The 26,771-nt window shown below is 69.8% G+C and carries 23 protein-coding genes and 1 pseudogene; 18 read left to right on the top strand and 6 right to left on the bottom strand.

Annotation, left to right across the window (positions count from 1 at the left end; genetic code table 11):
* Positions 1 to 49: 49 nt before the first annotated feature.
* Positions 50 to 547 (bottom strand): transcription elongation factor GreA, encoded by a 498-nt coding sequence (gene greA / locus OG207_RS17030; protein WP_329099387.1) that lies wholly within the window; start codon positions 545 to 547, stop codon positions 50 to 52.
* A gap of 169 nt (positions 548 to 716) precedes the next feature.
* On the bottom strand, positions 717 to 1,130 hold the full coding sequence (locus OG207_RS17025) for a DUF4307 domain-containing protein (protein WP_329099386.1): 414 nt from the start codon (positions 1,128 to 1,130) through the stop codon (positions 717 to 719).
* Between the two features lie 107 nt (positions 1,131 to 1,237).
* Between OG207_RS17025 and mca the strand changes: the two genes are divergently transcribed.
* Both mca and OG207_RS17015 read left to right on the top strand, forming a co-directional pair.
* Positions 1,238 to 2,119, top strand: coding sequence for a mycothiol conjugate amidase Mca (gene mca / locus OG207_RS17020; RefSeq protein WP_329099385.1), 882 nt, complete (start codon positions 1,238 to 1,240; stop codon positions 2,117 to 2,119).
* Between the two features lie 2 nt (positions 2,120 to 2,121).
* Positions 2,122 to 2,373 carry a hypothetical protein gene (locus OG207_RS17015; RefSeq protein ID WP_329099384.1) on the top strand — a complete coding sequence of 84 codons (252 nt, stop codon included), beginning with the start codon at positions 2,122 to 2,124 and terminating at the stop codon, positions 2,371 to 2,373.
* A 162-nt stretch (positions 2,374 to 2,535) separates the two neighbouring features.
* Here OG207_RS17015 and OG207_RS17010 read toward each other — a convergent pair whose 3' ends face one another.
* Entirely contained in the window at positions 2,536 to 5,787 is a 3,252-nt protein-coding gene (locus OG207_RS17010; RefSeq protein ID WP_329099383.1) for a tetratricopeptide repeat protein, read from the bottom strand.
* A 200-nt stretch (positions 5,788 to 5,987) separates the two neighbouring features.
* Here OG207_RS17010 and OG207_RS17005 point away from each other — a divergent pair, with 200 nt between their 5' ends.
* Positions 5,988 to 6,716, top strand: a complete 729-nt coding sequence (locus OG207_RS17005; RefSeq protein ID WP_329099382.1) for a DUF4344 domain-containing metallopeptidase — start codon at positions 5,988 to 5,990, stop codon at positions 6,714 to 6,716.
* Positions 6,717 to 6,822: 106 nt separating this feature from the next.
* Here the strand turns inward: OG207_RS17005 and OG207_RS17000 are convergent, their stop codons facing one another.
* Both OG207_RS17000 and OG207_RS16995 read right to left on the bottom strand, forming a co-directional pair.
* Positions 6,823 to 7,242, bottom strand: coding sequence for a PIN domain nuclease (locus tag OG207_RS17000; RefSeq protein ID WP_329099381.1), 420 nt, complete (start codon positions 7,240 to 7,242; stop codon positions 6,823 to 6,825).
* Positions 7,242 to 7,484, bottom strand: coding sequence for a type II toxin-antitoxin system VapB family antitoxin (locus OG207_RS16995; RefSeq protein ID WP_266353134.1), 243 nt, complete (start codon positions 7,482 to 7,484; stop codon positions 7,242 to 7,244). Before OG207_RS16995 ends, OG207_RS17000 begins: the two co-directional genes overlap by 1 nt.
* Before the next feature lie 186 nt (positions 7,485 to 7,670).
* On the opposite strand from OG207_RS16995, the pseudogene OG207_RS16990 reads away from it, so the two are divergent.
* From OG207_RS16990 to OG207_RS16925, 14 genes and pseudogenes are all read left to right on the top strand, one after another.
* Positions 7,671 to 8,471, top strand: a pseudogene (locus OG207_RS16990) (thioredoxin domain-containing protein); the annotation flags it as partial.
* A gap of 57 nt (positions 8,472 to 8,528) precedes the next feature.
* Entirely contained in the window at positions 8,529 to 10,187 is a 1,659-nt protein-coding gene (locus OG207_RS16985) for a recombinase family protein (protein ID WP_329099380.1), read from the top strand.
* A gap of 804 nt (positions 10,188 to 10,991) precedes the next feature.
* The gene (locus tag OG207_RS16980) at positions 10,992 to 11,255 is read left to right on the top strand and encodes a hypothetical protein (RefSeq protein ID WP_329099379.1); all 264 of its coding nucleotides are present in this window, start codon (positions 10,992 to 10,994) and stop codon (positions 11,253 to 11,255) included.
* Positions 11,236 to 11,757 carry a DUF6879 family protein gene (locus OG207_RS16975; protein WP_329099378.1) on the top strand — a complete coding sequence of 174 codons (522 nt, stop codon included), beginning with the start codon at positions 11,236 to 11,238 and terminating at the stop codon, positions 11,755 to 11,757. Before OG207_RS16980 ends, OG207_RS16975 begins: the two co-directional genes overlap by 20 nt.
* A 3-nt stretch (positions 11,758 to 11,760) precedes the next feature.
* The gene (locus tag OG207_RS16970; protein ID WP_329099377.1) at positions 11,761 to 12,615 is read left to right on the top strand and encodes a helix-turn-helix domain-containing protein; all 855 of its coding nucleotides are present in this window, start codon (positions 11,761 to 11,763) and stop codon (positions 12,613 to 12,615) included.
* 88 nt (positions 12,616 to 12,703) lie between these two features.
* Positions 12,704 to 12,898, top strand: a complete 195-nt coding sequence (locus tag OG207_RS16965; RefSeq protein ID WP_329099376.1) for a hypothetical protein — start codon at positions 12,704 to 12,706, stop codon at positions 12,896 to 12,898.
* Positions 12,898 to 13,155, top strand: coding sequence for a DUF7848 domain-containing protein (locus OG207_RS16960; RefSeq protein WP_329099375.1), 258 nt, complete (start codon positions 12,898 to 12,900; stop codon positions 13,153 to 13,155). The genes OG207_RS16965 and OG207_RS16960 overlap by 1 nt, the downstream gene beginning before the upstream one ends.
* 90 nt (positions 13,156 to 13,245) lie before the next feature.
* Entirely contained in the window at positions 13,246 to 15,309 is a 2,064-nt protein-coding gene (locus OG207_RS16955; protein WP_329099374.1) for a thioredoxin domain-containing protein, read from the top strand.
* Positions 15,310 to 15,550: 241 nt separating this feature from the next.
* Entirely contained in the window at positions 15,551 to 16,891 is a 1,341-nt protein-coding gene (locus OG207_RS16950; RefSeq protein WP_329099373.1) for a glycosyltransferase, read from the top strand.
* 185 nt (positions 16,892 to 17,076) lie between these two features.
* The gene (locus OG207_RS16945; protein ID WP_329107689.1) at positions 17,077 to 18,654 is read left to right on the top strand and encodes an ArnT family glycosyltransferase; all 1,578 of its coding nucleotides are present in this window, start codon (positions 17,077 to 17,079) and stop codon (positions 18,652 to 18,654) included.
* A 6-nt stretch (positions 18,655 to 18,660) separates the two neighbouring features.
* Positions 18,661 to 19,830: a glycosyltransferase family 2 protein gene (locus OG207_RS16940; RefSeq protein ID WP_329099372.1), complete on the top strand. Its 1,170-nt coding sequence runs from the start codon at positions 18,661 to 18,663 to the stop codon at positions 19,828 to 19,830.
* A gap of 23 nt (positions 19,831 to 19,853) precedes the next feature.
* Positions 19,854 to 22,298: a galactose oxidase-like domain-containing protein gene (locus OG207_RS16935; RefSeq protein WP_329099371.1), complete on the top strand. Its 2,445-nt coding sequence runs from the start codon at positions 19,854 to 19,856 to the stop codon at positions 22,296 to 22,298.
* Between the two features lie 250 nt (positions 22,299 to 22,548).
* Positions 22,549 to 23,568, top strand: coding sequence for a M4 family metallopeptidase (locus OG207_RS16930; RefSeq protein WP_329099370.1), 1,020 nt, complete (start codon positions 22,549 to 22,551; stop codon positions 23,566 to 23,568).
* A gap of 3 nt (positions 23,569 to 23,571) precedes the next feature.
* Complete coding sequence (locus OG207_RS16925; RefSeq protein WP_329099369.1) at positions 23,572 to 23,838, top strand: protealysin inhibitor emfourin; 267 nt, start codon at positions 23,572 to 23,574, stop codon at positions 23,836 to 23,838.
* Between the two features lie 94 nt (positions 23,839 to 23,932).
* Here the strand turns inward: OG207_RS16925 and trhA are convergent, their stop codons facing one another.
* A complete protein-coding gene (trhA, locus tag OG207_RS16920; RefSeq protein WP_329099368.1) occupies positions 23,933 to 24,628 on the bottom strand; it encodes a PAQR family membrane homeostasis protein TrhA in 696 nt (231 codons plus the stop codon).
* 220 nt (positions 24,629 to 24,848) lie between these two features.
* Between trhA and OG207_RS16915 the strand changes: the two genes are divergently transcribed.
* Complete coding sequence (locus OG207_RS16915; RefSeq protein ID WP_329099367.1) at positions 24,849 to 26,705, top strand: phosphoenolpyruvate carboxykinase (GTP); 1,857 nt, start codon at positions 24,849 to 24,851, stop codon at positions 26,703 to 26,705.
* The last annotated feature ends 66 nt before the right edge of the window (positions 26,706 to 26,771 follow it).

The following is a 26,771-nucleotide window of genomic DNA, read 5'->3' as shown; positions in this document are numbered from 1 at the left end:
CCGGGCATCGCGCGTCGTCGATCAGGAAGAAATCGGTGACCTAGGGTGATCAGCCGGTGAAGGGCTTGACGTCCAGGATCTTGACCGAGGCCTTCTTGCCGTTCGGCAGTTCGTATTCGGCGTTCTCGCCGATCGCCTTGCCCAGTACGCCGCTGCCCAGCGGGGACTGGGGGGAGTACGTCTGGAAGTCCGAGGACGCGTACTCGCGCGAGGCGAGCAGGAACTCCATGGTGTCGTCCTCGTCGCCGTCGAAGGCGATCTTGACGAGCGTGCCGGGGGCCACCACGCCGTCCGACGCGGGCGCAGTGCCGACCTTGGCGTTCTCCAGGAGCTGCGTGAGCTGGCGGACCCGGAGCTCCTGCTTGCCCTGCTCCTCCTTCGCCGCGTGGTAACCACCGTTCTCGCGCAGGTCGCCCTCCTCGCGGGCGGCTGCGATCTTCGTGGCGATCTCTGTGCGGGCGGGACCAGAGAGGTAGTCCAGCTCCGCCTTCAGCTGGTCGTACGCCGCCTGGGTCAGCCAGGTGACGCTTTCGCTCGTCTGGGTCACGGGTGCTCCTCGTCGGTACAGGGGACTACTGGCCGCCAGCGGCGGACGAAACCACGAGCCTAACAATTCGGGAAGAAAAGGGGGAGGACCCCAGAGGCTCATTGCCTCGTGGGACGCGACTTCAATCCTCTTTCGGACCTCTACGGACCACTACGGACCGTTACGGACCTCAGTGGGCGGAAGGCGCCGGCTGGCAGCCGACCAGCTCGATCATCGTCGCCCGGCTCGTGGTCTTCAGGGTGACGATCTCGTCCACCCGCGACCGGTCCTGAGCGAAGGTGAAGTCCGCGCGCCCCACCTCGGCGTGCGCCTCGTCCTGGGAGCTCAGGGAGCAGACCCCGGTGACCGAGGCTTCCTTGCGGACCTCCAGGTGCACCTTCACCTCGGTGTCCGAAATCACCTGGAATTTAATCACTTCGGCGCTCACGCTCTGTCCCGCGACGTAGTCCCAGCCGATCCAGCCGATCACGCCCAGCATCGCCGCACCCAGCAGCGATCCGATGATCTTGAGCTTCCGGTCCGCACGCTCGTCCGCCGACCGGCCGTACCGGCCCTCGGGCAGTCCCTCGCGCACCGCGCTCATGATCGTTCCTCTCGCCGGGGACGGCTGGGTCACCCCTGGAATTTTCCGCCCCCCGGTTCGGTCACTATAGGAGCTGAGTGTCGCGCCGAATCGCAGAGGATCCTGTTTTGACCGAGCAGCTTCGACTGATGGCCGTCCACGCCCACCCCGACGACGAGTCGAGCAAGGGCGCGGCCACCATGGCCAAGTACGTGTCCGAGGGGATTCCCGTGCTGGTCGTCACCTGCACCGGTGGCGAGCGCGGCTCGGTCCTGAACCCCAAGCTCCAGGGCGACAAGTACATCGAGGAGAACATCCACGAGGTCCGCGCCAAGGAAATGGACGAGGCGCGCGACATCCTCGGCATCGAGCAGGAATGGCTCGGCTACGTGGACTCCGGCCTGCCCGAGGGCGACCCGCTGCCCCCGCTGCCCGAGGGCTGCTTCGCGCTCGCGGACGTCCACGAGGCCGCCGGCGAGCTGGTGAAGAAGATCCGCGCCTTCAAGCCGCAGGTCATCACGACCTACGACGAGAACGGGGGCTACCCGCACCCCGACCACATCATGACCCACACGATCTCCATGCTGGCCTTCGAGAGCGCGGCCGACACCGAGAAGTACCCGGAGAACGAGTACGGCCAGGCCTACCAGCCGCAGAAGCTCTACTACAACCAGGGCTTCAACAAGCCGCGCACCATCGCCCTCCACGAGGCGCTGCTCGCGCGCGGCCTGGAGTCCCCCTACGGGGAGTGGCTGGAGCGGTGGAAGGAGTTCGAGCGCAAGGAGCGGACCCTGACCACCCACGTGCCCTGCGCCGACTTCTTCGAGATCCGTGACAAGGCGCTCATCGCGCACGCCACCCAGATCGACCCGGACGGCGGTTGGTTCCGCGTCCCGATGGACATCCAGAAGGAGGTCTGGCCCACCGAGGAGTACGAGCTTGCGAAGTCGCTCGTCGACACTTCCCTCCCCGAGTCCGACCTCTTCGCGGGCATCCGGGAGAATGCGTAGCTATGAGCGCTACGCAGGCAGCACTGACCCAGCTCCTTCCGCTGGCGGGTGACACCTTCGACAAGAACAAGGTGACGCCCGGCCTCCTCGGCTTCATCGTGTTCGCGGCCCTCGCCGTCGGCGTGTGGGCCCTGATGAAGTCCATGAACCGGCACATGGGCCGGGTGAACTTCGAGGAAGCCCCGGAGCCGGCCGCCCCGGCCGCCCCGGCCGCCCCGGCCGCCTCCGGCACGGACGGCACGCGGGCCCCGTAGGGCCGGGCGGAACCGTCGTGCGTCCGCCGTCACCCGCCCGGGAAACCGGCGGGGCGGCGGCGCCCCCCGAGGACCCGGCCGCGCCCGGGCCGCCGCTCCCGACCCTCCGGTCGCCGCCGGCTCCCCCCGGCGGGGACGGCGGCCCGTCGGGACGCGAGCGCGTCAGGCCCGCGGGACCCCCATGACCTCCCGCGAGTGCAGGTTCGGGACCAGGCCGAGCCGCCACGCCTGCCAGCCCTCCGCCGGATCCACCCCCCGGCCCAGGACCACCCCGTAGGTCTCCAGGCAGTCCTCCAGCCGGCCGTCCCGCGCCGGATGCGGCGCCTGCGCCAGGCGCCCCAGCTCCGCCCGCGCCTCCTCCGGCGCCGCCGGCACCGCGTACGGCAGCATCGTGCACCGCAGGAACCGCGCCCAGTCCTCCCCGCGCCGGTCCCCGTACGCGATGAACAGCCGCACCGCCTCCTCGCACAGACCCAGCGCCTGTGACAGCCGGCCGTTGCCCGCGTCGATCACCGCCAGCTCCAGACACGTCCACGCCTCGCCGTGCGCCAGCCCGATCCGCCGGAAGTCCGCCCGCGCGTCCACCAGCAGCTGGCGGGCGAAGCCGGAGTTGCGCAGGTTCCCCGTCTGCGCCGCCCGCTGGTCCCGCGTCACCCGGCCCGAATGGTGGCGGGCGTACGCCAGCCCGTACACGTCCCGCATCCGCGAGAACATCGTCCGCGCCCGCTCCAGCTCCCGTACCGCCTCGTCGCGCTCGCCCCCCACCTCCAGCGCCTGCCCGAGGTAGTACTGCGTCCACGCCTCCCCCCGCGCGTCCTCCGCCTCCCGGTGCCGCGCCAGCGCCTCCCGCAGCCCGTCCACCGCCGGCCCCGGATCCCCGTCCACCACCCGGGCCCGGCCCAACTGCGTCAGCGCCCACGCCTCACCACGGTCGTCGCGGGTCCGTCCGTACAGGTCCAGGGCCAGCCGCAGCTCGACCTCCGCCCGCTCCACGTCCCCGAACCGCAGGTGCACCTGACCCAGCTGGAAGTGCGCCCACGCCTCCCCGTGCACGCTCTCGCTCTCCCGGTGCAGGGCCAAGGAGGTCTCCAGCAGCCGCGCCGCCTCCGCCAACCGCGCCCGGTCCCGCTCCACCGCCGCCAGCGCGTGCAACCCCCACGCCCGGTCACCCGCCAGCTCCGGCGGCTCCTGCAGCACCAGCGCCTCCCGGATGCGGACCGCCGCCTCCGGAAGATTGCCCTGGTGGTGCAAGGTGATCCCGAGCGAGACCAGGGCCATCGCGGCCGCCGCCTCCTGATCGGCCTCCATGTACTGGTCCACCACCGAAGTCAGCGTGGAGCGGGCCTTGTCCAGCTCGCCCAGCTGGCGCGCCGCGATGCCGGTACGCCACTGCACCGACCGCACCAGCCTGCCCTGCTGCCCCTTCAGCCCGTTCTGGCCCGCCGCCACCACCTGCGTCAGCTCATCGATCTCACCCAGCCGGTACAGGTCCCCGCGCAGCAGACAGAAATCGCACAGCGCACCCAACAGATCCAGCACCGCCTGCTGATCCACCCCCTCCGAATGCCGCAGCGCCGCCGTGATGAAGCTCGACTCGTCGTCCAGCCAGCGCAGCGCCGCATCCAGCGAGGTGAAACCGTGCCCACCGACCGGCCCCTTGAGGAAGGTGTTCGCCCGCGTCGACATCTTCCCGTCGACCATCCGGATCACCGAGTCCGCGAGCCGCGCGTAATCGCGGATCAGCCGCTCGTGCGCCGCCGCGGCCTGCGCCCGGTCCTCGTCCGCCGCCGACCGTGCCGCCGCGTACGCCCGCACCGCGTCGTGCATCCGGAACCGCTGGCCGCGCACCCGCTCGATCAGCCCGGCCTCCCACAGCTCCTCCAGCATGCGCAGCGCCGCCGCCTCCGGTACGTCCGCCAGCGCGGCCGCCGCCGCACCGCCCAGCGACGCCCGCCCGGCCAGCGGCAACCGCCGCAGCAGCTGCCGGGCGGGTTCGGCCAGCCGCGCGTCCGCCGCCCGCAGCGCCGCCTCCACCGGGTGCGCCACCTCCCCGCCGGCCAGCGCCCGGCCCCCGCCCGCCAGCGGAGCCAGCAGCCGCAGGGCGAGCGGTAGCCCGCCGCTCAGCTCCACCACCGTGGCCGCGTCCTCCTCCGCCGCGCCCGCCAGCCCCGCCACACCCTCCTGCGGTGCCCGGAGCAGCTCCGCCGCCTCCTGCGGCGCCAACCGCTCCACCGGCAGCTGGTACACCCACGCCGCCAGATCCGCCGGCAGCTCCAACGGCTCCCGCGCCGTCACCAGCACCAGGCTCTCGGAGCGCTCCGGAACCAGCATCCGCACCTGCGCCGCGTCCACCGCATCGTCCAGCAGCACCGTCACCGCAAGCCCCTGGAGGTGTTGGTGGTACAACTCGCCCAGGCGCCGCACCTGCTGCTCCGCCGACGCGCCCTCCCGGAACAGCAACTGCTCGCGGGGCGCTCCCAACCGGTTCATCAGGTGCAGCAGCGCCTCCCGGGTGGCCAGCGGAGCCTCCCCGAACGCCTCCCCGGCCGAACCGCCCCGCAGGTCCACCACGCACGCGCCCCGGAACTGGTCCCGCAGACCGTGCGCCGCCCGCAGCGCCAGCGCCGTACGACCCACCCCCGGCTCACCGTGCAGCACCACCACCACCGGCCGGGTCTCCGTGCTCGCCCGGGCCGCCTGCACCCACTGCGCGATCCGCGTCAGCTCCGACCGCCGCCCCACGAACACCTCCGCCGGAGCCGGCAGCTGCCCGAAGGAATGCTCCAGCGCATTGCGCCGCCGCGCCTCCGCGCTGCGGTCCGTACCCCGCAACCGCGGCGCGGGCCGCGGCGCCGGCCGGGCGACGGCGGGCCGGGCCGCCCGGGCCGCCGCGGCCACCGCACGCTGCTGCTCCAGGAACGGCCGTATCCCGCGCACCTCCAGCGCCGACAGCCACTGCAGCCTCAACTGCTCCGGCCCGCCCGGCCGGCCCCGTTCCCCGGCCCGCCGGTTCGCGGCCGGCAGGTGTAGCGCCGTCACCTTCACCGCGGTCGCCACCGCCCCGGAGATCCCCACCACGGCCCCCGCGGTCAGCGCCGTACCGGCCGCGACCCCCAGCGACAGGTCCGCGCCCACGGCCGTGGCCGCCGCGACCGCCGTCACCAGCAACGCCGTGGAATGGTCGCCCCGCCGGAAGGCCTCGCCGAGCGACTGGTCCCCGGCCGCCGACTCGTCCAGAGCCCGTACGTACGCCTCGTACTCCGGCGCCGCACTCGCGGCGAGCGCGTCCAACGCCTCCCGGCCCCGAGCCAGTAGCGTCGCCCGGTCGATGCCCGTACCCGGCCCCCGCTGCGCCGTGTCGTCCACGGCCCGCTCCAACAGCCGCTCGGCCTCACCGCGATGGCTGTCCCGCATCGGCATCCCCCTCAGAGAGCTCCGGCAACGAGCCCCAAGTGTCCTGCGGGACTCCTCCGAGCGCGAGGGAATCTGAGCTAGTTCAGAGGGAAGTGTGCACTCTCTCCTACAGTCGGGTCGAAATCAGTCAACTGGCATATCCGGAGGGCAATATGACGCTACATCGCTTACGTGCCGCGTTGGTGTCGACCCTGTGCGCGATGACACTGCTGCCGGCGCTGTCCGGATGCGAAACCCCGCCGCCCGCACGGGGCTTCGTACCCCGTCACGAGGAACCGGCCGAAGCCGACCGCGCCAGCGCCGACTTCCTCCAGCGGAGCAAGCTCCTCGAGCTCGTCACCGCCGACCTCAACGCCTACCTCGACGTCCCCGACCCGATCACGGTCGTCGCCCGGTCCTGCGCCGGCGAGGGCAGCGGCTACGACCCCGCGAACCAGCAGATCGAGCTCTGCTACGACGACCTGACGGAGGACCGGAAACTGTTCGAAGAGGCCGACCGCGGCCCGGCGGACGAACCCCTCTCCGAGGTCGTTCGGGAGACCCTCCACCACGAGGCGGGCCACGCCCTCATCGATGCCCTCGACCTCCCCGTGCGCGACCGGGGCAGGGCCGAGGAGGACGCCGCCGACCGCTTCGCCCAGCTGATGCTCCTGCGCGCCCCGGAGGGCGACCACGCCCTGCTGACCGCCGCCCGCGCCTACGACCTCGCGGCCGCGGCCGACCCCGCCCCGGCCCCCGACGACGAACACGCCCCGGACCCGGCCCGCGCGGAATCCCACCGCTGCGCGGCCTACGGCCACGCCCCGGCCCGCCACCCGGACCTCGCGACCCCGGCCCGCGCGAACTGCCCGGCGACCTGGACCGCCACCCACGACACCTGGACCGCGGACCTGACCCCGCTGCTGCGGAAGGGGGCGACGGCCGGGTAGCGAAGCGCACGCCGGGTGTCCGGGTCCTCGTCAGCCAGACGATTGCCGATGCCGGGCCCGCAGGCTCCCCGTAGGCCAGTGGTATCCATGGCGATCTCGGCGCCGTTCAGCGGTCGACGCTGCCCGGCGGCACGACCCATTCGGTGGGTTGGCCGGTGAGTGAGGCGATCATGTCGAAGTCGCCGTCGTAGTGGAGGACGGTCAGCCGGTTCAGTTCCGCTGTGGCGGCGATGAGGAGGTCGGGGAGCGACAGCGCCCGGTGGAACCCCGCGTTGAGAGCGTGGCGCTGCACCTCCAGTGCGCGGGTGAAGGTGTCGTCGCCACTGGAGAGGTAGTCGAAGGCGTGGAGCCAGGTGCTGATTCGTGTCGCCTCGGCGGTGTCCCGGGCCGAGTGGATCATCTCGTACTCGGTGGGTTGGCAGACTGCGAGCAGATAGCGCTCGTGGAGGGGCTTCAGCACCTCCCGCACGCCGGGCTTCGTCCAGCGCGCCAGAGCTGATTTGTCGATCAGGAAGCGGCCCTGCATCAGGCGGCCCGGCCGCCATCGCGCTTCAGGGTGCCGTCGGCGTTGCGGGGGCCGGTGCTCTCGATGATCTCGCTGAAGTCGAAGTCGCCGGCGTCCATGGCGTCGAAGCCCTCTTGCCGAAGGTGCCGTTTGACGGCGTCTTCCATGGCGAGCCGTACGGCCTGGGCCTTTGTCTTGGTGCCGAAGATGCGCATTGCCTCGGCGACCATGGCCTCATCAAGGTCGATGACTGTCCTTGCCATGCCGGCCTCCTCGGTGATCAGATACACCAAACGATATCATCTTTGCTTGAATGGCGATATCGTTTGGGGGTGGGCCGGGTGCGATCCAGTTCACCGCCCAAGCTGCAGCAGGTGCGGACTCGACATGGGTACGGGCTGCCCGGCGCCCTTCGGAGCTGATCCGTTCCCGTGCGGCAGGATGGGCCCATGTCGAACCGCCTCGCGAACGAGACCTCTCCCTACCTCCTCCAGCACGCCGACAACCCCGTCGACTGGTGGCCGTGGTCGCCCGAGGCCTTCGCGGAGGCGCGTGAGCGCGGGGTGCCCGTACACCTCAGCGTCGGGTATTCGAGCTGCCACTGGTGTCATGTGCTCGCCGGCGAGAGCTTCGAGGACGAACTGACCGCCGCCTACATGAACGAGCACTTCGTCAACATCAAGGTGGACCGCGAGGAACGCCCCGACGTCGACGCCGTTTACATGGAAGCCGTGCAGGCGGCCACCGGGCAGGGAGGGTGGCCCATGACCGTCTTCATGACCGCCGACGCCGAGCCCTTCTACTTCGGGACCTACTTCCCGCCCGAGCCCCGGCAGGGGATGCCCTCCTTCATGCAGGTGCTCGAAGGGGTGCGGACCGCCTGGGTGGGGCGGCCCGAAGAGGTCGCCGAAGTCGCGCAGCGGATCGTACGCGACCTGGCCGGGCGGGAGTTGGACTACGGGAAGGCCGGGACGCCCGGGGCCGAGGAGTTCGCGCGGGCGCTGCTCGGGTTGACGCGGGAGTACGACGCCGTGCACGGCGGATTCGGCGGGGCGCCGAAGTTCCCGCCGTCCATGGTGCTGGAGTTCCTGCTGCGCCACCACGCGCGCACCGGGTCCGAGGGCGCGCTCCAGATGGCCGCGGACACGTGCGAGGCGATGGCGCGCGGCGGGATCTACGACCAGCTCGGAGGCGGGTCCGCACGGTACTCCGTGGATCGGGAGTGGGTAGTTCCGCACTTCGAGAAAGTAGCCGTCTAAGGTCCATTACTTCCGTACCATCTCCCCTGAGAACAGAGGGGGGTTGTGGTGCGCGAGGATCACGCGACGCTGGTTGGGTTGGGGCTCAGCCCTGAGGACCTGGAAGCCCTGGGACTGGACAAGCCCGCGACGGCCGAGCCGTCCGGACTCATGGACGCCTACCTGCGACGAAGCAACAAGAAGGAAGACCTGGCCACGCTGCGGGGGCACTTGCGGGACGTGGTGCGCTGGGCGCAGACGAACGGACTTCAGATCCGGCACGTCTGGTTTGAACAACTCTCGGCTTCCAAGACCTACGTAAGACGCCGGGAGTTCGAGAAGGCCACCCAAGCGATCGTGGACGGTAAGTCCAAGACGCTCGGAGTGTGGAAGACGGACCGCTTCGACCGGCGCGGTATGGGAGCGGTGGGCCGGATGCTCGACGAGTTCGACCGCCGGCAATCCCGGCTCGTCTCCGTTTCCGAAGGGCTGGACTCATCACAGGGTGGCCGCATGGTCTTCGCGATCCTGAGCGAACGCGCCAGGGAGGAAGCGAAGGACATAGCGAAGCGCGTGAAGATCGGCCATGACTCGCACAAGGCGGAAGGCCGAAGGGGAACGGGCAGGCCCCCGTTCGGTCTCTACAGCGCGCCCGGAAGCGGCAAGGTCGAACCCCATCCCGAAGAGCACGACACAGCCCGCAGGCTGGCGGACCTCTTGCTCGACAAGAAGACGACGAAGGACACCGCCCACCAACTCAACGAGGAGGGGTACCGGACCCGAAGCGGTGCCACCTGGTCGCCCACGGCGGTGAGCAAGCTGGCTCAGTCGCCGCTCTTCGCGGGCATGGTCCCGGTCCGGCGGCGCAAGACAGACGAGCACGGCAACCCCTTGGACAGTTGGGAGGGGTACGGCGAGCCTCTGCGCAATGAGAAGGGCGAAGTCATCATGTGCGGCAAGGGGGTCGTGACGCCGGGCGAGTGGTTCAAGATCAAGGCGCTCATTGCCGAGCGGACCGACGAACGGTGGGCGAAGGGGAAGCCGGAAGCGAAGTATCTGGGCACGGGGAGCTACCGATGCGGGCGGCTACGGGACAAGAAAGGCGCGGGGGAACTTGAGTCGTGTGGTGGCTCGATGAGCCACCGTGGCGGGCGCTACCGGTGTGAGGTCCGGCAGACGCGGGGCAAGTCCATCTGCGAGGGAGTGGTGACCCTCGCCGACCGCATCGACCACGCGGTCGGACAGGCCTGGATCCACCACATCACGGCCCTTGAACCTGGTGACCCGGTGGTCATCGAGATAGCCCGCCGGTGGCTCGCCTTCGCAGACCCCGAAACGCAGGCGAAGAAGGACGAGGCTCAGAAGGCCCTTGAGGCCGCCCAGCGGCGCGTGAAGAAGCTCGAAGACGACTTCTACGTGTACGGGAAGATGGACGAGGAGCGCTTCGAGGAGCTGAGCGAAGGGCAGCGCGCCGTTATCGAGAGCACCACCGCGACCCTTGAGGCATTGGACGCGGAGGCAGATCTCTCGCCCCTCACACAGGTCGACACCCTGCGTGAGGCGTGGGAAGCAGCGGATATGGCGGACAAGCGGATGCTCCTGAAGTGCGCCCTTGGGAAGAAGGGCATCACAGTCAAGCCCGCCGCGCGGCAGGGGGACCACACCCCGATTTTGGAACGGCTTGAGTTCGACTGGCTGTCGAAGAAGGACACAACCACCGAGAAGTGAGTTCGACGCACAAGGCTGGACCTTCAGGCCTGGCCTCTTCTTCCTTTCCGGCGGGCAATCTGCTCACCAGTCTCTGAGTGAGGGAGTCTGCGCCCCATGCGAGCGTACTGGGACAGCGCGGATGAGTCCGATGCCTCTCCGCGTGGTGACGAAGTGGCGGAATGACGGTTTGGTTCTGTTCCATGCACAGAACTAAAACACCATCTATAAGAGGTAACCCGGATTCAGGGTCACTTCATCACTTCGTCACCGCTCGCGCTTCCCGCCGCTCAGCCGCTGCCCCGGCTGCCTTGCCCGCCGCGAAGAACGCTCGGACGCATGGGCTGCCCACAGTGTTTGGCGCGAGCCTGCAGGTAGGGGGAGAGCGGCCCGGAAGTTCCCGCGCGTGCCCGCCAGCGATCCCGGCCCCAGCTTGGAAAACGCGCGCTGGGTGTGACGCCTTTTTTGGGCGCTATCCCTTGCTGCGACTGGGAAAGGCCTGATTCGCGCATCGGAGAAAGACGCTCTTTAGGGGGTCGATCAGTCCCGCTAAGCACACCCCAAGCCCCCGATAGCTGCCCCTTGTCGGGTGGTTGTCGGGGGCTTTCGGGGTTTCTGGGGTTCGATTTCAAGGGTGCACGCGGGGCCAGCTGGGGGAGACCTCCGTGTTCCCGAGGGTTTCACCTCGTTGGGCTCGCGGCGGCCTCGTCCCAGGGCGACGGGGCAATCAAGTGCCGGTATCTGAGGCGGTCTTGACGGGCACCTCCTGGTGAGTGAGAGTCATGCAATCGGCGGCAATCCGATCGACGCAGGGAGAGGGCAGCCATGAAGCTCAGGTTCCTCGGGATCATTCCGAACACGCCCGTTGACGACTCGCCCACCATCTGGCTGGACGAGGACACGGGGGATCTGCTGATCCAGTCGTATCGGGCCACCGAGGAGGAGGTGAAGGCATGCCAGGAGATCGGCTCCATCCCCGGTCACAGCACGGACGTGCCGGATCACGAGACGATCATTCGGCTCCCCGCTGTGATGCTGAAGTACATCCCCCGACCGGAGGACGGCAACGGTGAAGTACCCCGTACGTGACGGGATTTCCAAGGCGCGGCGCTCCGCCGTGCACCTGGAGATGCGCGACAGCTACACCCCGGACGATCCGGAGTTCGCCCGTTGGCGCGCCGGCCATCGGTACAACGGCGACCCGGCCAAGCTGCCGGACTGGTGGGGTACGTGGCGTGACCTAGTGGCGGAGACGACAGCGCGCGGAGTCGTCATGCGGCGGGCCCGCATCGTTTCGGAGCCGGTAACGGACTACATCAGGTATGAGCACGACATGACGTTCGCCAACGTCGCAGCGGGTGAGCTGGTCCGCTGGCTGCCCCGGCGTCGTGCCGCTGACGTCCCCTTGCCGGGAACTGACCTGTGGATGTTCGACGGCGAGTCCGTGCTATTCACGTACTTCTCTGGCGTCGGGGAAGTTGTTGACCGCGAGTGGCGGACTGAGCCGGCCGTCTGCGAACTCGTCTCATCCGCATTTGAGTTGGTGTGGCAGCGGGCTACGCCTCACGAGGAGTACAACCCGGTTCAGTGAGTCATGCCCCAATCAGCATCATCTAGCGTCCAGCAAGCCCGGCAGTTCCTTGCCGACCGCCTACGCGAGGTGGTCAAGGATGCCGGGCTTGACGGCAAAGACTTGGCCGCGCTGTGCGGCTGGCACCCCTCCAAGGTGTCTCGGATCTCGACAGCGAAGACGCAGCCCAGCGAGGACGACATTCGCGCGTGGTGCGCAGCTTGCGGCGCTCAGGACCAGACTGAGGACCTGATTGCCTCTCTACGGGCCGTTGAGGGCATGTGGGTGTCCTGGCGTCGGATGGAGCGCACCGGCCTACGACGGGCGCAAGAATCCGTGCGGCCACTGTTCGAGCGCACCCGCTGGTTTCGGGCCTACTCCTCCTGGCTCGTGCCCGGCCTGATCCAGACGTACGGCTACACCGAAGCTGTCTTGCGTGCTGTCCAGCGACGCCGCGTGCCAGTCGATGACGTGGCCGACGCTGTGGCCGTTCGCATGGAACGGCAGCGGGTGCTCACCGAGGGGCAACGCCTTTTTGCTTTCCTGGTGGAGGAGTCCGTGTTGAGGAACGGCTACGGCGACGTCGACACCCAAGCGGAACAGCTAGAGCGCCTTCTCTCCCTCGCTGAAGGCGAGTTGCCCAACGTGACCTTGGGCGTGGTCCCGGCGCAGCTCGGGCGGGCACGTATGCCCGTTGAAGGGTTCTGGATCTACGACAAGGCGCAAGTGAGCGTTGAGCTTGTGTCCGGCTACCTCACGATCACGCAGCCCAGCGAGGTAGCCGCCTACGCCGACACGTTCGCCACGCTGGCCGACATGGCCGTCCACGGCGACAAGGCCCGCGCGCTGCTGGCCAGAGCGCGTGACTCCCTCGTGTAATCAGCACGCAATCACGTGCAATCGGCTGTGAGCCGAGGCGCTGCCGTTCCTAGCGTTGTCGCCAGACGGACGATGCGAAGGGGTCGGCATGAGCGAGCCAAGAACGTATCCGAGTGCCTCAGTGACTTTGCCGCTGAGGCTGGGCCCGGACCCTGCCCCCGTGCCGGGGTGCGCTGGGTGCACGGAGCTGGCCAACGTTCGTGATCGGGCGCGTGCCGGGGGCGACCTGACGACCGTGACCGACTGCAACGTTTACTTGCGGCGGCACCCCGAGGGGCACTGATGGCTCGCACAGTCATGCGCTACGTGGACCACACCATCAGACACGTGCCGGACGGCGGGATCACCGCACAGCTCTTCTGCATGGCCGTGGGATGCGGCGAAGATTCCGGCCCTCAGGGTGTTCCGGATGACGCTCAGGACTGGGCCTTGCGGCACACGGGCCGGACCGGTCACGGTCTGTTCCGGCGCGAGTACACCGACCATGCGCGCGTGAACCGCGCCGACCAAGACCCCGGCCCGCAGAGCGACGGTGAGTAAGACAGCTCAGCGGGTCGGCACCGGCCCCGGTCGTGTGCTGCCCCTGTGGCGCATGGGCGGGGCGGAGGTGGTGTGCGCAAGGATGGGGGTATGCCGAACCGACTTGCGCAGGCCACATCCCCGTACCTCCTCCAGCACGCGGACAACCCCGTCGACTGGTGGCCATGGGAGGCCGGCGCGTTCGAAGAAGCCCGGCGGCGCAACGTCCCCGTGTTCCTGAGCGTCGGCTACAGCGCGTGCCACTGGTGCCATGTCATGGCGCACGAGTCCTTTGAGGACGACGCCGCCGCCGCGTACATGAACGAGCACTTCGTATCCGTCAAGGTGGACCGTGAAGAGCGGCCCGACGTGGACGCCGTCTATATGGAGGCAGTGCAGGCCGCCACGGGACAGGGCGGCTGGCCCATGTCCGTCTTCATGACGCCGGACGGGGAGCCGTTCTACTTCGGCACGTACTTCCCGCCGGAGCCCCGCCATGGGATGCCGTCCTTCCGGCAGGTACTCGAAGGCGTCCACAGCGCGTGGACGAGTCGGCGCGACGAGGTGGGCGAAGTCGCCGCGAAGATCACCAGGGACCTCGCCGGGCGGGAGCTGAGCATCGAGTCCGCAGGGTTGCCTACCAACGAGACTCAGGCCCTGGCGCTCCTCCAGCTGACCCGGGACATCGAGCCCGCGAGCGGCTGGTTCAAGGGAGACACCAAGTTTCCGCCGTCGATGGTGGTCGAGTTCCTGCTGCGGCACCACGCGCGTGCCGGCTCCGTGGCAGCGCTGGAGATGGCCGAGGGGCTGTGCGGCGCGATGGCTCGTTCGAGCCTGTACGACCAGGTGGGAGGCGGGTTCCACCGGTACGTACTCACGCCTGGCCCGGATGGACCTTTGGTCCCGCACTTCGAAAAGATGCTCTACGACAACGCGCTGCTCTGCCGGGTGTACGCGCACCTGTGGCGCGCCACCGGGTCCGAGCTCGCGCGCCGGGTCGCGCTCGAGACCGCCGACTTCATGGTCCGGGAGCTGCGCACCGACCAGGGCGGCTTCGCCTCCGCGCTCGACGCCGACAGCGAGGATCCGCTGACCGGGGAGCACGTGGAGGGGGCCTACTACGCCTGGACGCCCGCCCAGTTGCGCGAGGTGCTGGGGGAGGGCGACGGGGATCTGGCCGCCCTGTACTTCGGGGTGACCGAGGAGGGGACCTTCGAGCACGGGACCTCCGTGCTGCAGCTGCCCCAGGACGGGCCCGCGGTGGAGGCGGACAGGCTCGCCGGGATCAAGGAGCGGTTGCTGGCCGCGCGGGTCCGGCGGCCCGCGCCCGGGCGGGACGACAAGATCGTCGCCGCGTGGAACGGGCTGGCGATCGCCGCGCTCGCCGAGTGCGGGGCGTACTTCGAGCGGCCCGACCTGGTGGAGCGGGCGACCGAGGCGGCCGATCTGCTGGTGCGCGTGCACCTGGATGGCCGGGCGCGGCTGTCGCGCACGAGCAAGGACGGGCAGGTCGGCAGCAACGACGGGGTGCTGGAGGACTACGGCGACGTGGCGGAGGGCTTCCTCGCGCTGGCGTCCGTGACCGGCGAGGGGGTCTGGCTGGAGTTCGCCGGGTTCCTCGTGGACCTGGTCCTGGACCGGTTCACCGCCGAGGACGGGTCGCTGTACGACACGGCGCACGACGCGGAGAAGCTCATCCGCAGGCCGCAGGATCCGACGGACACGGCCGCCCCGTCGGGGTGGACGGCCGCCGCGGGCGCGTTGCTCTCGTACGCGGCGCACACGGGATCGGAGGCGCACCGTACGGCGGCGGAGCGGGCGCTGGGGGTGGTGCAGGCGCTCGGGCCGCGGGTGCCGCGCTTCATCGGGCACGGGCTGTCGGTGGCCGAGGCGCTCCTCGACGGGCCGCGCGAGGTGGCGGTCGTCGGCCATCCGGAGGACCCTGCGCTGGCGCTGTTGCACCGGACCGCGTTGCTGGGGACGGCTCCCGGGGCAGTGGTGGCGGTCGGCCTGCCGGGTGCGGCGGACGGTGATGGCGGCGAGTTCCCCCTTCTTGCCGAGCGCACACTCGTGCGCGACCTCCCGACGGCGTATGTGTGTCGACATTTCGTCTGCGCGCGGCCTACGACGGATCCGGTCGAGCTGGCCGAGCAGTTGGGTGCGATTTGCCCCTGAAGCTGCCGGAGTACCGTCAATTCCGGTTGCACACACATGAGTTGAGAAACGTGCTTTTTATCTGCGATGCGGCTGAGTGTCATGTTCACTGCCTAATCTCTTAGCTTCGGGAGTTACCGAGACTGCGCACTGGGGGGTGCGCGCAAGGGGGAAGCGGGGGCGGCGGGCCGGGGGGCCCGCCGTGCGCCCCCGGGGGGTTTGCTGATCGCCGCCGGGGGGCGGCGGGTCTGTGGGGGACCTTTTGTACACATCTGTGTTCATCGCTGTGATTTCCCTGGCGCTCTTCTGGATGGCCGCCTTCACGCTCTGGTGGCAGATGCACGCGTGGCGGACCCCCGAGGTGCTCGCCTCCACGCGGTTCGACCGCCCCGACGGGGAGGGCCGCCTCGCCTTCTCGCTGTTGCTCCCCGCCCGGCACGAGCAGGCGGTCCTGGAGCACACCATCGACCGGCTGTTGGAGTCGAGCCACACCGACTACGAGATCATCGTGATCGTCGGACACGACGACCCCGGGACGGCCGCCGTCGCCGAACGGGCGGCCGCCCGCGCGCCGGCCCGCGTCCGCGTGGTGGTCGACCACCACGAAACGAAGAACAAGCCGAAGGCCCTCAACACCGCCCTCCCGTCCTGCCGCGGTGACATCGTCGGAGTCTTCGACGCCGAGGACCAGGTCCACCCCGAGCTGCTCGCCCACGTCGACCACGCCTTCCGCTCCACCGGCGCAGACGTGGTCCAGGGCGGGGTCCAGCTCATCAACTTCCACTCCAGCTGGTACAGCCTGCGCAACTGCCTGGAGTACTTCTTCTGGTTCCGCTCCCGGCTGCACCTGCACGCCGAGAAGGGCTTCATCCCGCTCGGCGGCAACACCGTCTTCGTACGTACCGAGGTGCTGCGCGAGGCCGGCGGCTGGGACCAGAACTGCCTCGCCGAGGACTGCGACCTCGGGGTACGGCTGTCGTCGGTCGGCAAGAAGGTGGTCGTCGCCTACGACTCCGACATGGTCACCCGCGAGGAGACGCCCGGCTCGCTGGTGAGCCTGCTCAAGCAGCGCACCCGCTGGAACCAGGGGTTCCTCCAGGTGTACCGGAAGAAGGACTGGCAGCAGCTGCCCGGGCGCGGCCAGCGCTGGCTGGCCCGGTACACGCTGATGACGCCCTTCATGCAGGCCGCGTCCGGAGTGATCATTCCGCTCAACTTCGCCGTCGCGGTCCTCCTCGACGTGCCCGTCGGCATCGCGATCATCACCTTCCTCCCCATGATCACGGCGTTGGTGACCTTCGTGTTCGAGATCGTCGGCCTGCACGACTTCGGCCGCCAGTACGGTCTGCGCGTCCGACTCGTGCACTACGTCAAGCTCGTCGTCGGCGGCCCGTTCTACCAGGTGATGCTCGCGGGTGCCGCGATCCGTGCGGTCTGGCGCGAGCAGCGCGGCCGCAACGAGTGGGAGCTCACCAGCCACACCGGCGCCCATCTGACGGCGACCGGCACCGCGCCGGCCACCGCGCCCGCGCCCGTCCCCGTCACCGCCGCATCCGGTGTCGTCTCCGCTTCCACCGCGATCCGAGAGGACAGCCGCCAGTGACCGCCATCCTGCCCACGGCCACTGATCCCCAGCCCGAGACCGAGCCCGAGACCGAGCCCGAGACCGAGCCCGAGACCGAGACCGAGACCGAGACCGAGACCGAGACCGAGCCCGAGACCGGGACCGGGACCGGGACCGGGACCCGTACCGGCCCGGCCCGGCGGTCGCCCGCCGGCGGCCTCGGGGTGCGCCCGGCCGCGCCCGCCCGGCCGCTCGTACGCTTCCGCTCCTCCCGCCCCGACCTGCTGCTGTGCGGCGCCCTGGTGCTGGTGATCGTGCTGGTCCAGGGCTGGAACATCACGAACTTCCCGACCCTGAGCGACGACGAGGGCACCTACCTCGCGCAGGCCTGGGCCGTCCAGCAGGGCGACGGCCTCGCCCACTACACGTACTGGTACGACCATCCGCCGCTCGGCTGGATCCAGGTCGCGGGCCTGACGTACCTGCCGTCGCTGTTCGTGCCCGACTGGATGACCGTCGCGCCGATGCGGTTCTCTATGCTCGCCGTCTCCGCCACCAGCTCCGTGCTGCTGTACGTCCTGGCGCGCCGGCTGTGGCTGCCGCGCTGGGCGGCCGGGCTCGCGACGGCCCTCTTCGGGCTGTCGCCGCTCTCCGTGGTCCTCCAGCGGGAGATCTTCCTCGACAACCTCGCCGTGATGTGGATGCTGCTGGCCTTCTGCCTCGCCGCGTCCCCGAGCCGCCACCTGTGGCACCACTTCGGCTCCGGATTGGCGGCCGCCACCGCCGTCCTCACCAAGGAGACGATGCTGGTGGTGCTCCCGGCGCTGTTGGTGACGATGTGGCGCCACAGTCACCGCGACACCCGCAAGTTCGCGGTCACCGGAGCGATCACCGCCTGCGCGCTGATCGGGCTGTCGTACCCGTTGTACGCCCTGCTCAACGGCGAACTGCTGCCCGGCTCCGGGCACGTGTCGCTCATCGACGGCATCACCTACCAGATGGGTCGCGAGGGCTCCGGCTTCATCCTCACGCCCGGCTCCGGCTCGAACGGCGTGTTCCGCTCCTGGCTGTACTACGACACCGTCCTGCCGCTCGGCGGGCTGGCCGGCGCCGTCCTGCTGCTGGCCACCGTCCGATGGTCGGTCACCGCCCGCGCGCTGGCCGGCCCCGCGCTCGCCGCCGTGATCCTCGCCGCCGTGGCGATGCGGCCCTCCGGCTACCTGCCTGCGATGTACGTGATCCAGGCGCTGCCCTTCCTCGCGCTGGTCCTGGCCGGGGGCGCGGCCAGCACCACGCACGCCGTGCTGCGCCGCCGCCGCGGCCCCGGGGAGCGCAGGCCGCTGGTACGGGCGCGCTGGGCCCTGCTCGGCGTGCTCGCCGCGTCGGCCGCGGTGTACGTGCTGCCGCGCTGGTACGACGGCAACCGCACCGCGCTGACGGTGGACGCGAACGCCCCGTACCGGCAGGCCGCGGCCTGGCTCGGCAGGGAGGTCGCCGATCCGGCGAACACGCGGGTGCTGCTGGACGACGCGCTCTGGCTGGACGCGGTGCACCACGGCTTCGAGCCCGGCCCCGGCGCGATCTGGTTCTACAAGGCGGACCTCGACCCGGCCGTCACCAAGACCCTGCCGCGGGGCTGGCAGGACATCGACTACGTGGTCTCCTCGCCCACCGTGCGCCGCGACGCGGTGAACCTGCCCCACGTGAAGGCGGCGCTGGAGCATTCGGCGGTGGTGGCGACCTTCGGGTCGGGCGAGGACCGCATCGAGATACGCCGGACCGACCGTACGAGCGGGAGCTGAGCGCGCATGAGCGAGGACCTGGGGCCCCTCCGTGCCCCGATCGATGCGGACCTCACCCTTCCGCAGGCGGTGACCGGCAGCGTCACCCTCATCATCCCGACCTTCAACGAGGCGGGGAACATCGCCGAGTTGCTGCGCCGGCTCGGTGACGCCCTGCCCGATCCCGCAGACCTGCCCTGCGAGGTGCTGTTCGTGGACGACTCCACGGACGACACCCCGGCCCTCATCGAGAAGTCCGCCGCCGACCACCCCTTCCCGGTGTCCGTCCTGCACCGGGAGACGGCCGACGGCGGGCTCGGCGGCGCCGTAGTCGAAGGGGTCAAGCGCGCGGACACCGACTGGATCGTCGTCATGGACGCCGATCTCCAGCACCCGCCGCACCTGGTCCCCGAGCTCGTCGGCGAGGGCGTGCGCACCGGCGCAGACCTCGTCGTCGCCTCCCGCTACATCAGCGGCGGCAGCCGGGCCGGGCTCGCCGGGAGCTACCGCATCGCCGTCTCCCGCGCCGCGACCTGGCTGACCAAGGGGCTCTTCCCGCGCGCGCTGCGCGGGATCAGCGACCCGATGAGCGGCTTCTTCGCGATGCGCCGCTCCGTCGTCACCGCGGAGGCCCTGAAACCGCTGGGCTACAAGATCCTGCTGGAGCTGGCGGTGCGCTGCCGCCCCGGCAAGGTCGCCGAGGTGCCGTTCGTCTTCCAGGACCGCTACGCGGGGGAGTCGAAGTCCACCGCCCGCGAGGGCATGCGCTTCCTCGCCCACCTCGCCTCGCTGCGCTCGGCCGCCCCGCTGGCCCGCATGATCGGCTTCGGGCTGATCGGGCTCTCCGGCTTCGCCCCGAACCTGGCCGCGCTCTGGCTGCTGACCCGCGCGGGGATGCACTACCTGCCGGCCGAGATCGTCGCCAACCAGGCGGGGGTCCTGTGGAACTTCCTGCTCATCGAGACCCTGCTCTTTCGCGATCGGCGCCGGCACCGCCACTGGGCCGACCGGGTTGGACGCTTCGCGCTGCTCGCCAACGCCGATCTGCTGCTGCGCATCCCGCTGATCGCGGTGTTCGTCGCCGAGCTCGGGATGGAGGTGCTGCCCGCCACCGCCCTCGCGCTGGTGACCACCTTCGTCCTGCGGTTCGCGGCCACCGAGGCCCTCGTCTACCTACCTCGCCACAACAGGAGTTGAGCCGCACAGAAAGGAACCTTTCGATGCGTCTGACGATCCGTCGGAGGGCAGGGCGGCGGGCCGCCCTGCTCGCCGTCGGGGCGATGACCGCGAGCCTGCTGCTCACCGCACCGCAGCAAGCCACGGCCGGTCCGCCCAATCTGCTCTCCAATCCCGGTTTCGAGACCGCCGGATCCGCCGGCTCCGACATGCCGTCCTGCTGGTCGAAGTCCGGCTGGGGCGACAACGACTTCACCTTCTCCACCGTCGCCGACGCGCACGGCGGCACCAAGGCGATGAAGGTTTCGCTCACCCGCCGCGTGGACGGCGACCGCAAGGCGCTGGTCACGGAGAACAGCACCTGCGCCCCGACCGTCACGCCGGGCAAGCAGTACGACCTGTCCGCCTGGTACAAGTCGAACACCCCGGACGTGTCGGTGACCGTGTTCCGCCGCGACACGACGGCGGGTTGGCAGTACTGGACCGACCTGCAGAACCCGCCCGTCAGCGCGGCCTGGGCGCGTACGGAGGTCCGCACACCGGCCGTTCCACCGAACACCGACAAGATCGCGTGGGGCCTGTCGGTCTACGGGGTGGGCACGCTCACCACCGACGACTACGCATTGGAGGAGGTGGGCGCCGTCCCGCCGCAGCCGTCCTGTTCGGGGACCGCGGAGGAGTGCGCCAAGGGCAAGTGGCAGGTGATCCCGGCGCAGAACCCGGTGCGTTCGATGCACGCGGTCGTCCTGAACGGGGGCACCTCCCAGGCCGGAGGCTCTGGGGGCGGCAAGGTGCTGCTGATCGCGGGCTCGGGCAACGACATCGCCCAGTTCAACGCGGGCACCTTCACCTCGGCCGTCTACGACCCGGCGAACGGGTCCTTCAAGACGATCCCGACCCCCGTCGACATGTTCTGCGCGGGCCACGTGCAGCTGGCGGACGGCCGGGTGTTGGTGATGAGCGGCAACAAGGGGTACCCGTCGGCCGACGGGTCGATCGGCTACCAGGGACTGAAGGACTCGTACACCTTCGACCCGACCACTGAGAAGTACACGAGGACGAACGACATGAACGGCGGGCACTGGTACCCGTCGGCGACGATCCTCGGCAACGGTGACGTGATCTCCTTCGGCGGGCTGAAGGAGGACTCCACGGGCAACGTGACGGCGGAGAAGTTCTCGGCGGCGCAGAACAAGTGGCTGCCGATGAACCAGGTCAACCAGACCTGGTCGTACTGGGGTCTGTACCCGTCGATGATCCTGATGCAGGACGGGCGGCTCTTCTACTCGGGCAGCCACACCTTCGGCAACGGCACCCCGGGCACCGGGGCCTCGATCTACGACTACGACGCCAACACCATCACCGACGTGCCGGGCCTGCGGAACAAGGACGAGCGGGACGAGTCGGCGAGCGTGCTGCTGCCCCCGGCCCAGGACCAGCGGGTGTTGACCATCGGCGGCGGCAACAACGAGCGCAATCCGGCGGCCAACCGGCTCACCGACATCATCGACCTCAAGCAGCCCAGTCCCGCCTACACGGCCGGCCCGCCGATCCCGCAGGGCCTGGTCGACCAGGGCCAGGGCAAGCGTCCCCAGACCGGCGCCGAGGGCAAGATGTTCGTGTCGGCGGTGCTGCTGCCGGACGGCAAGGTCCTGGAGACCGGCGGCGGACTGCACGACCGGGCCGACCCCGTCTTCGAGGCCTCCTTCTTCGACCCGACGACCAGCACCTACCAGGCGGGTCTGGCCACCGACCCGATCCCGCGGACCTACCACTCGGCGTCGTTCCTGATGCCGGACGGCCGGGTCATGTCGGTCGGCGACAACCCGGGCAACGGGACGTACAACCACAACGTGTCGATCTACACCCCGCCCTACCTCTTCAAGGGCGCCCGCCCGCAGATCACCTCGGTGATCGACACGCAGTGGGTGTACGGGGACACGCAGCGGATCACCGTCAACCGGCCGGTCGCGAAGGCGGAGCTGATCCGTCCGGCGGCGGTCACCCACTCCTCGGACCCGAACCAGCGGTTCGTGGACCTGCCCATGACCGTCGACGGGACCACCATCGACCTGAACGTCACCAGCAACCCCAACCTGGCGCCGCCTGGCTGGTACATGCTCTTCGCGGTCGACGCGAACGGCATCCCGTCGATCGCGACCTGGGTGCACCTCGGCGGCCCGTCCGCGCTGGCGGCCGCCCAGGAGCAGCCCGCCGCGCACGTGCACGCCTTCGCCGACCGGCTGGGTCCCGCCAAGGACAACCCGGCGAAGCGGGACTCCGCCCCGGTCGCACCGAGTGCGGCCGGCTGCGACCGGCACTACGGCACGGCCAACGTGTGCGTACCGACCCGCTTTCCGGCCGAGGTGCGGGCGACGACGAAGGCCCGCTGCGCCTGGTTGGCCTCCCACCAGTACCCGAAGCGCCTCAAGGTCAACGGCAGCGATCCGCTGCGCCTGGACCCCGACCACGACGGCCACGCCTGCTAGGCCCCGTCGTCGAAGTCCCGGGGGCCCGAGAAGGACGGGGCCCGGCCGCGCACGGCGGCCGGGCCCCGACATACAGGGCTGTTCGGCCCAATCGGGCGGGGCGTGCGGGTGAGATTCCGGGGCGATGCGTGACCCCGGCAGTCCGGGGGCGCCACCTTCGTTCGCTGTGGACACCACTCATACCCCCGTCAGCGGGGAACACAGGGCACCGGAATCCGAGCGCTGCGTCTGCGGCATCCTGCCCCCCTTCGTGCTCGAGCGACTGACCGAAGACGACGACCCCAGGGTCCGCGAGGCCGCCGAGAAGACCCTCTCGATCGACGCCGAGCTCCGACAGAAGCGAAAGGAAGCGCCCAGAGAGGTGGAGGGGGCCGTGCCGACGGGCGCGGCCGTCCTCCAGCGGACGGTCTTCGACACGCACAACACCATGCAACTGCCCGGCGATCAGGTCAGGGCCGAGGGGGAAGACCCGGTGTCGGACGGCACGGTCAACCGGGCCTACAACATCCTCGGCCTCACCTTCACCTTCTTCGAGGAGGCGTACGGCCGTCGTTCGATCGACGACGCCAACCTGCCGCTGGACGCGACCGTCCACTACCGCCGCAAGTACAACAACGCCCTCTGGGACGGCCAATCCATGATCTTCGGTGACGGAGACGGCTTGGTCTGGAACGACTTCACGCTCGATCCCGCCGTCATCGCCCACGAGATGACCCACGGAATCACGCAGTTCACCGCGGACCTGGTCTACGAGGACCAGTCCGGCGCCCTCAACGAGTCGGTCTCCGACGTCTTCGGCAGCCTGGTCAAGCAGTTCGCCCGTGGCCAGACCGCGGAGGAGGCCGACTGGCTGATCGGTGCCGGCCTCTTCACCCCCCTGGTGCGGGGGCAGGCCCTGCGCTCGATGAGGGCGCCCGGTACCGCCTTCACCGACGACCGCGTCTGGCGGGGCGGGGATCCGCAGCCGGCCCACATGGACGGGTTCGTGGAGACCGACCTCGATGGGGGCGGCGTCCACATCAACTCCGGTATCCCGAACCACGCCTTCTACCTGATCGCGACCGAGATCGGGGGCTTCGCCTGGGAGCGGGCGGGGCAGATCTGGTACGACACCCTCACCTCCGGCGAGCTCCCCCGGCGCGCCACCTTCCGGCAGTTCGCCCAGGCCACGACCGAGGCCACGAAGAAGCGGTTCGGGCAGGGGCTGGAACTGGAGGCGGTCCTCAAGGCGTGGGCCCACGTCGGCGTGAACGGCAACAACCATGGCTGATCCGTGCGCATCCGCGTGACGAGGAGCGGCGGCTTCGCCGGATTCCCGGCTACGGCGGAGCTGGAGACGACGGGTCGACCCGACGCGGCCGAGCTGGAGCGCCTCGCGACGGCGGTCCTCGCCCAGGCGGGGCCGGGGCCCGCCGGAGGCGTACCGGACGGCTACCGGTACTCCGTGACCGTGGACGACCGGACCGTCGAATTCGCCGACCCGAAGATCACCGAGGAGCAGGAGGAGCTGGTCGAACGGGTCCTGCGGGACGGCGCGTAGCCGGGCCACCCGCACGTTCCGGTGGCCGGTCCCCCGGCCACCGGAATGCGGGTCCCGGCCCGCCGCAGACCGGCGAGAGCGAGACCCGCGTCGCTCAGTACTGATACGCGGCGAGCGAGATGCCGACGTAGTGGGCCACGAAGGCCGCGAGGGTCAGCGAGTGGAAGACCTCGTGGAAGCCGAAGAACCGCGGGGAGGGGTTCGGGCGCTTCATGCCGTAGATGACCCCGCCCACGCTGTAGAGGAGACCGCCGACGACCACGAGGACCAGGACGGCGATGCCGCCGGTCCGCATGAAGTCGGGCAGGAAGAAGACCGCCGCCCAGCCCATGGCGATGTAGCAGGGCGTGTAGAGCCAGCGCGGGGCGCCGACCCAGAAGACCCGGAAGGCGATGCCGGCGGCGGCCGCGATCCACACCGCCCACAGCAGGGTCCGCCCGGTGGAGGGCGGCAGCAGCAGCACGGTCAGCGGGGTGTAGGTGCCCGCGATGATCAAGAAGATGTTCGCGTGGTCGAGCCGCCGCAGGATGGCCTCGCCGCGCGGCCCCCAGGTGCCGCGGTGGTAGACCGCACTGACGCCGAAGAGCAGGCAGGCGGTGAGGATGTACACCCCGCAGGCGACCCGTGCTTTCGTCGAGTCGGTGAAGGCCATCAGCGCCAGGCCCGCGATGACCACGGCGGGGAACATCCCGGTGTGCAGCCAGCCGCGCATGAGCGGCTTGGCCTCCGGTGCGGCCGGTGCGGCCGGAGCGGCCGGGTCTGCCGGGGAGGCTGCGGCATCAGAAGTCATGCGCGCCATGCTACCTACGGGTCCGTAGGTTTCCGTTAGTGGTCTTTACGGAAGATTGACGGACGTGGCAATGCTCACGTGAGAGGCCCTCTGGACATATGCGCACATCCACCGGATGATCAGATGAGTGCGGTCGACACCGGATGAGCGGAGCGCGAAGCGTCCGGGTCGCAGCCCCCACGGGGCCTACACCAAACAAACCCCTCAACAAGGAGCAATCGTGGCGCGCGACATCGCGGCTCCCACTTCCATCCCGACGACCCACCAGGAGCTGATCTCCTGGGTGGACGAGATCGCAGCCCTGACCCAGCCCGACCGAGTCGTCTGGTGCGACGGCTCCGAGGCCGAGTACGAGCGCCTGTGCGAGGAGCTCGTCGCCAAGGGAACGTTCAAGAAGCTCGACGAGACGAAGCGCCCGAACTCCTACTACGCCGCCTCCGACCCGTCCGACGTCGCGCGCGTCGAGGACCGGACCTTCATCTGCTCCGAGAAGGAGGAGGACGCGGGCCCGACCAACCACTGGAAGGCCCCTTCCGAGATGAAGGCCCTTTTCACTGGTGAGGGGGGCTTCGCGGGGGAGAAGGGCATCTTCCGCGGCTCCATGAAGGGCCGGACGATGTACGTCGTCCCGTTCTGCATGGGCCCCCTCGGTTCCGAGCTCTCCGCGATCGGCGTCGAGATCACCGACTCCGCCTACGTCGCCGTCGCCATGCGCACCATGACCCGCATGGGCAAGCCCGTCCTCGACGAGCTCGGCACCGACGGGTTCTTCGTCAAGGCCGTCCACACCCTCGGCGCTCCGCTCGCCGAGGGCGAGGCCGACGTGCCGTGGCCCTGCAACACCACCAAGTACATCTCGCACTTCCCCGAGACCCGAGAGATCTGGTCCTACGGTTCCGGCTACGGCGGCAACGCCCTCCTCGGCAAGAAGTGCTACGCCCTGCGCATCGCGTCCGTCATGGCCCGCGACGAGGGCTGGCTCGCCGAGCACATGCTCATCCTCAAGCTCACCCCGCCGGCCGGCGAGGGCGAGACCGCGGAGCCGACGTACCTTGCCGCCGCCTTCCCGTCCGCCTGCGGCAAGACCAACCTCGCCATGCTGGAGCCCACGATCCCCGGCTGGACGGTCGAGACCATCGGCGACGACATCGCCTGGATGCGCTTCGGCGAGGACGGTCGCCTCTACGCGATCAACCCCGAGGCCGGCTTCTTCGGCGTCGCCCCCGGCACCGGCGAGCACACCAACGCCAACGCCATGAAGACGATGTACGCCAACACCGTCTTCACCAACGTCGCGCTGACCGACGACGGCGACGTCTGGTGGGAGGGCATGACCGAAGAGGCGCCCGCCCACCTGATCGACTGGAAGGGCAACGACTGGACCCCGGAGTCCGAGACCCCGGCCGCCCACCCCAACGCCCGCTTCGCCGTCCCGGCCTCGCAGTGCCCGACGATCGCCGCCGAGTGGGAGGACCCCAAGGGCGTCCCGATCTCCGCGATCCTCTTCGGCGGCCGCCGCGCCTCCGCCGTGCCGCTGGTCACCGAGTCCTTCGACTGGAACCACGGCGTCTTCATCGGCTCGAACATCGCCTCCGAGAAGACCGCCGCCGCCGAGGGCAAGGTCGGCGAACTACGCCGCGACCCCTTCGCCATGCTGCCGTTCTGCGGCTACAACATGGGCGACTACATGGCCCACTGGGTCAAGGTCGCCGCGGACAAGGACCAGGCCAAGCTCCCGAAGATCTACTACGTGAACTGGTTCCGCAAGAACGACGCGGGCAAGTTCGTGTGGCCCGGCTTCGGCGAGAACAGCCGCGTCCTGAAGTGGATCGTCGGCCGCCTCGACGGCACCGCCGAAGGCGTCGAGACCCCCATCGGCATCCTGCCGACCAAGGACTCCCTCGACCTCGACGGCCTGGACCTCCCGGCCGAGGACCTCGACTTCCTCCTCACCGTCGACAAGGAGGTCTGGCGCGAGGAGGCCGCCCTGGTCCCCGAGCACCTCAACACCTACGGCGACCACACTCCCAAGGAGCTGTGGGACCAGTACCACGCACTCGTGGAGCGCCTGGGCTGAGCCAGGACGCGCCCTGAAGAAGGGCCGATGAACGTGGGAGCCCCCGACCAAGCGGCGCCCACCGCT

The organism is Streptomyces sp. NBC_01439 (assembly GCF_036227605.1).
Lineage (GTDB): Bacteria > Actinomycetota > Actinomycetes > Streptomycetales > Streptomycetaceae > Streptomyces.
Note: the sequence above shows the minus strand (reverse complement) of the source record. Positions and strands in the feature narration are given on the sequence as shown.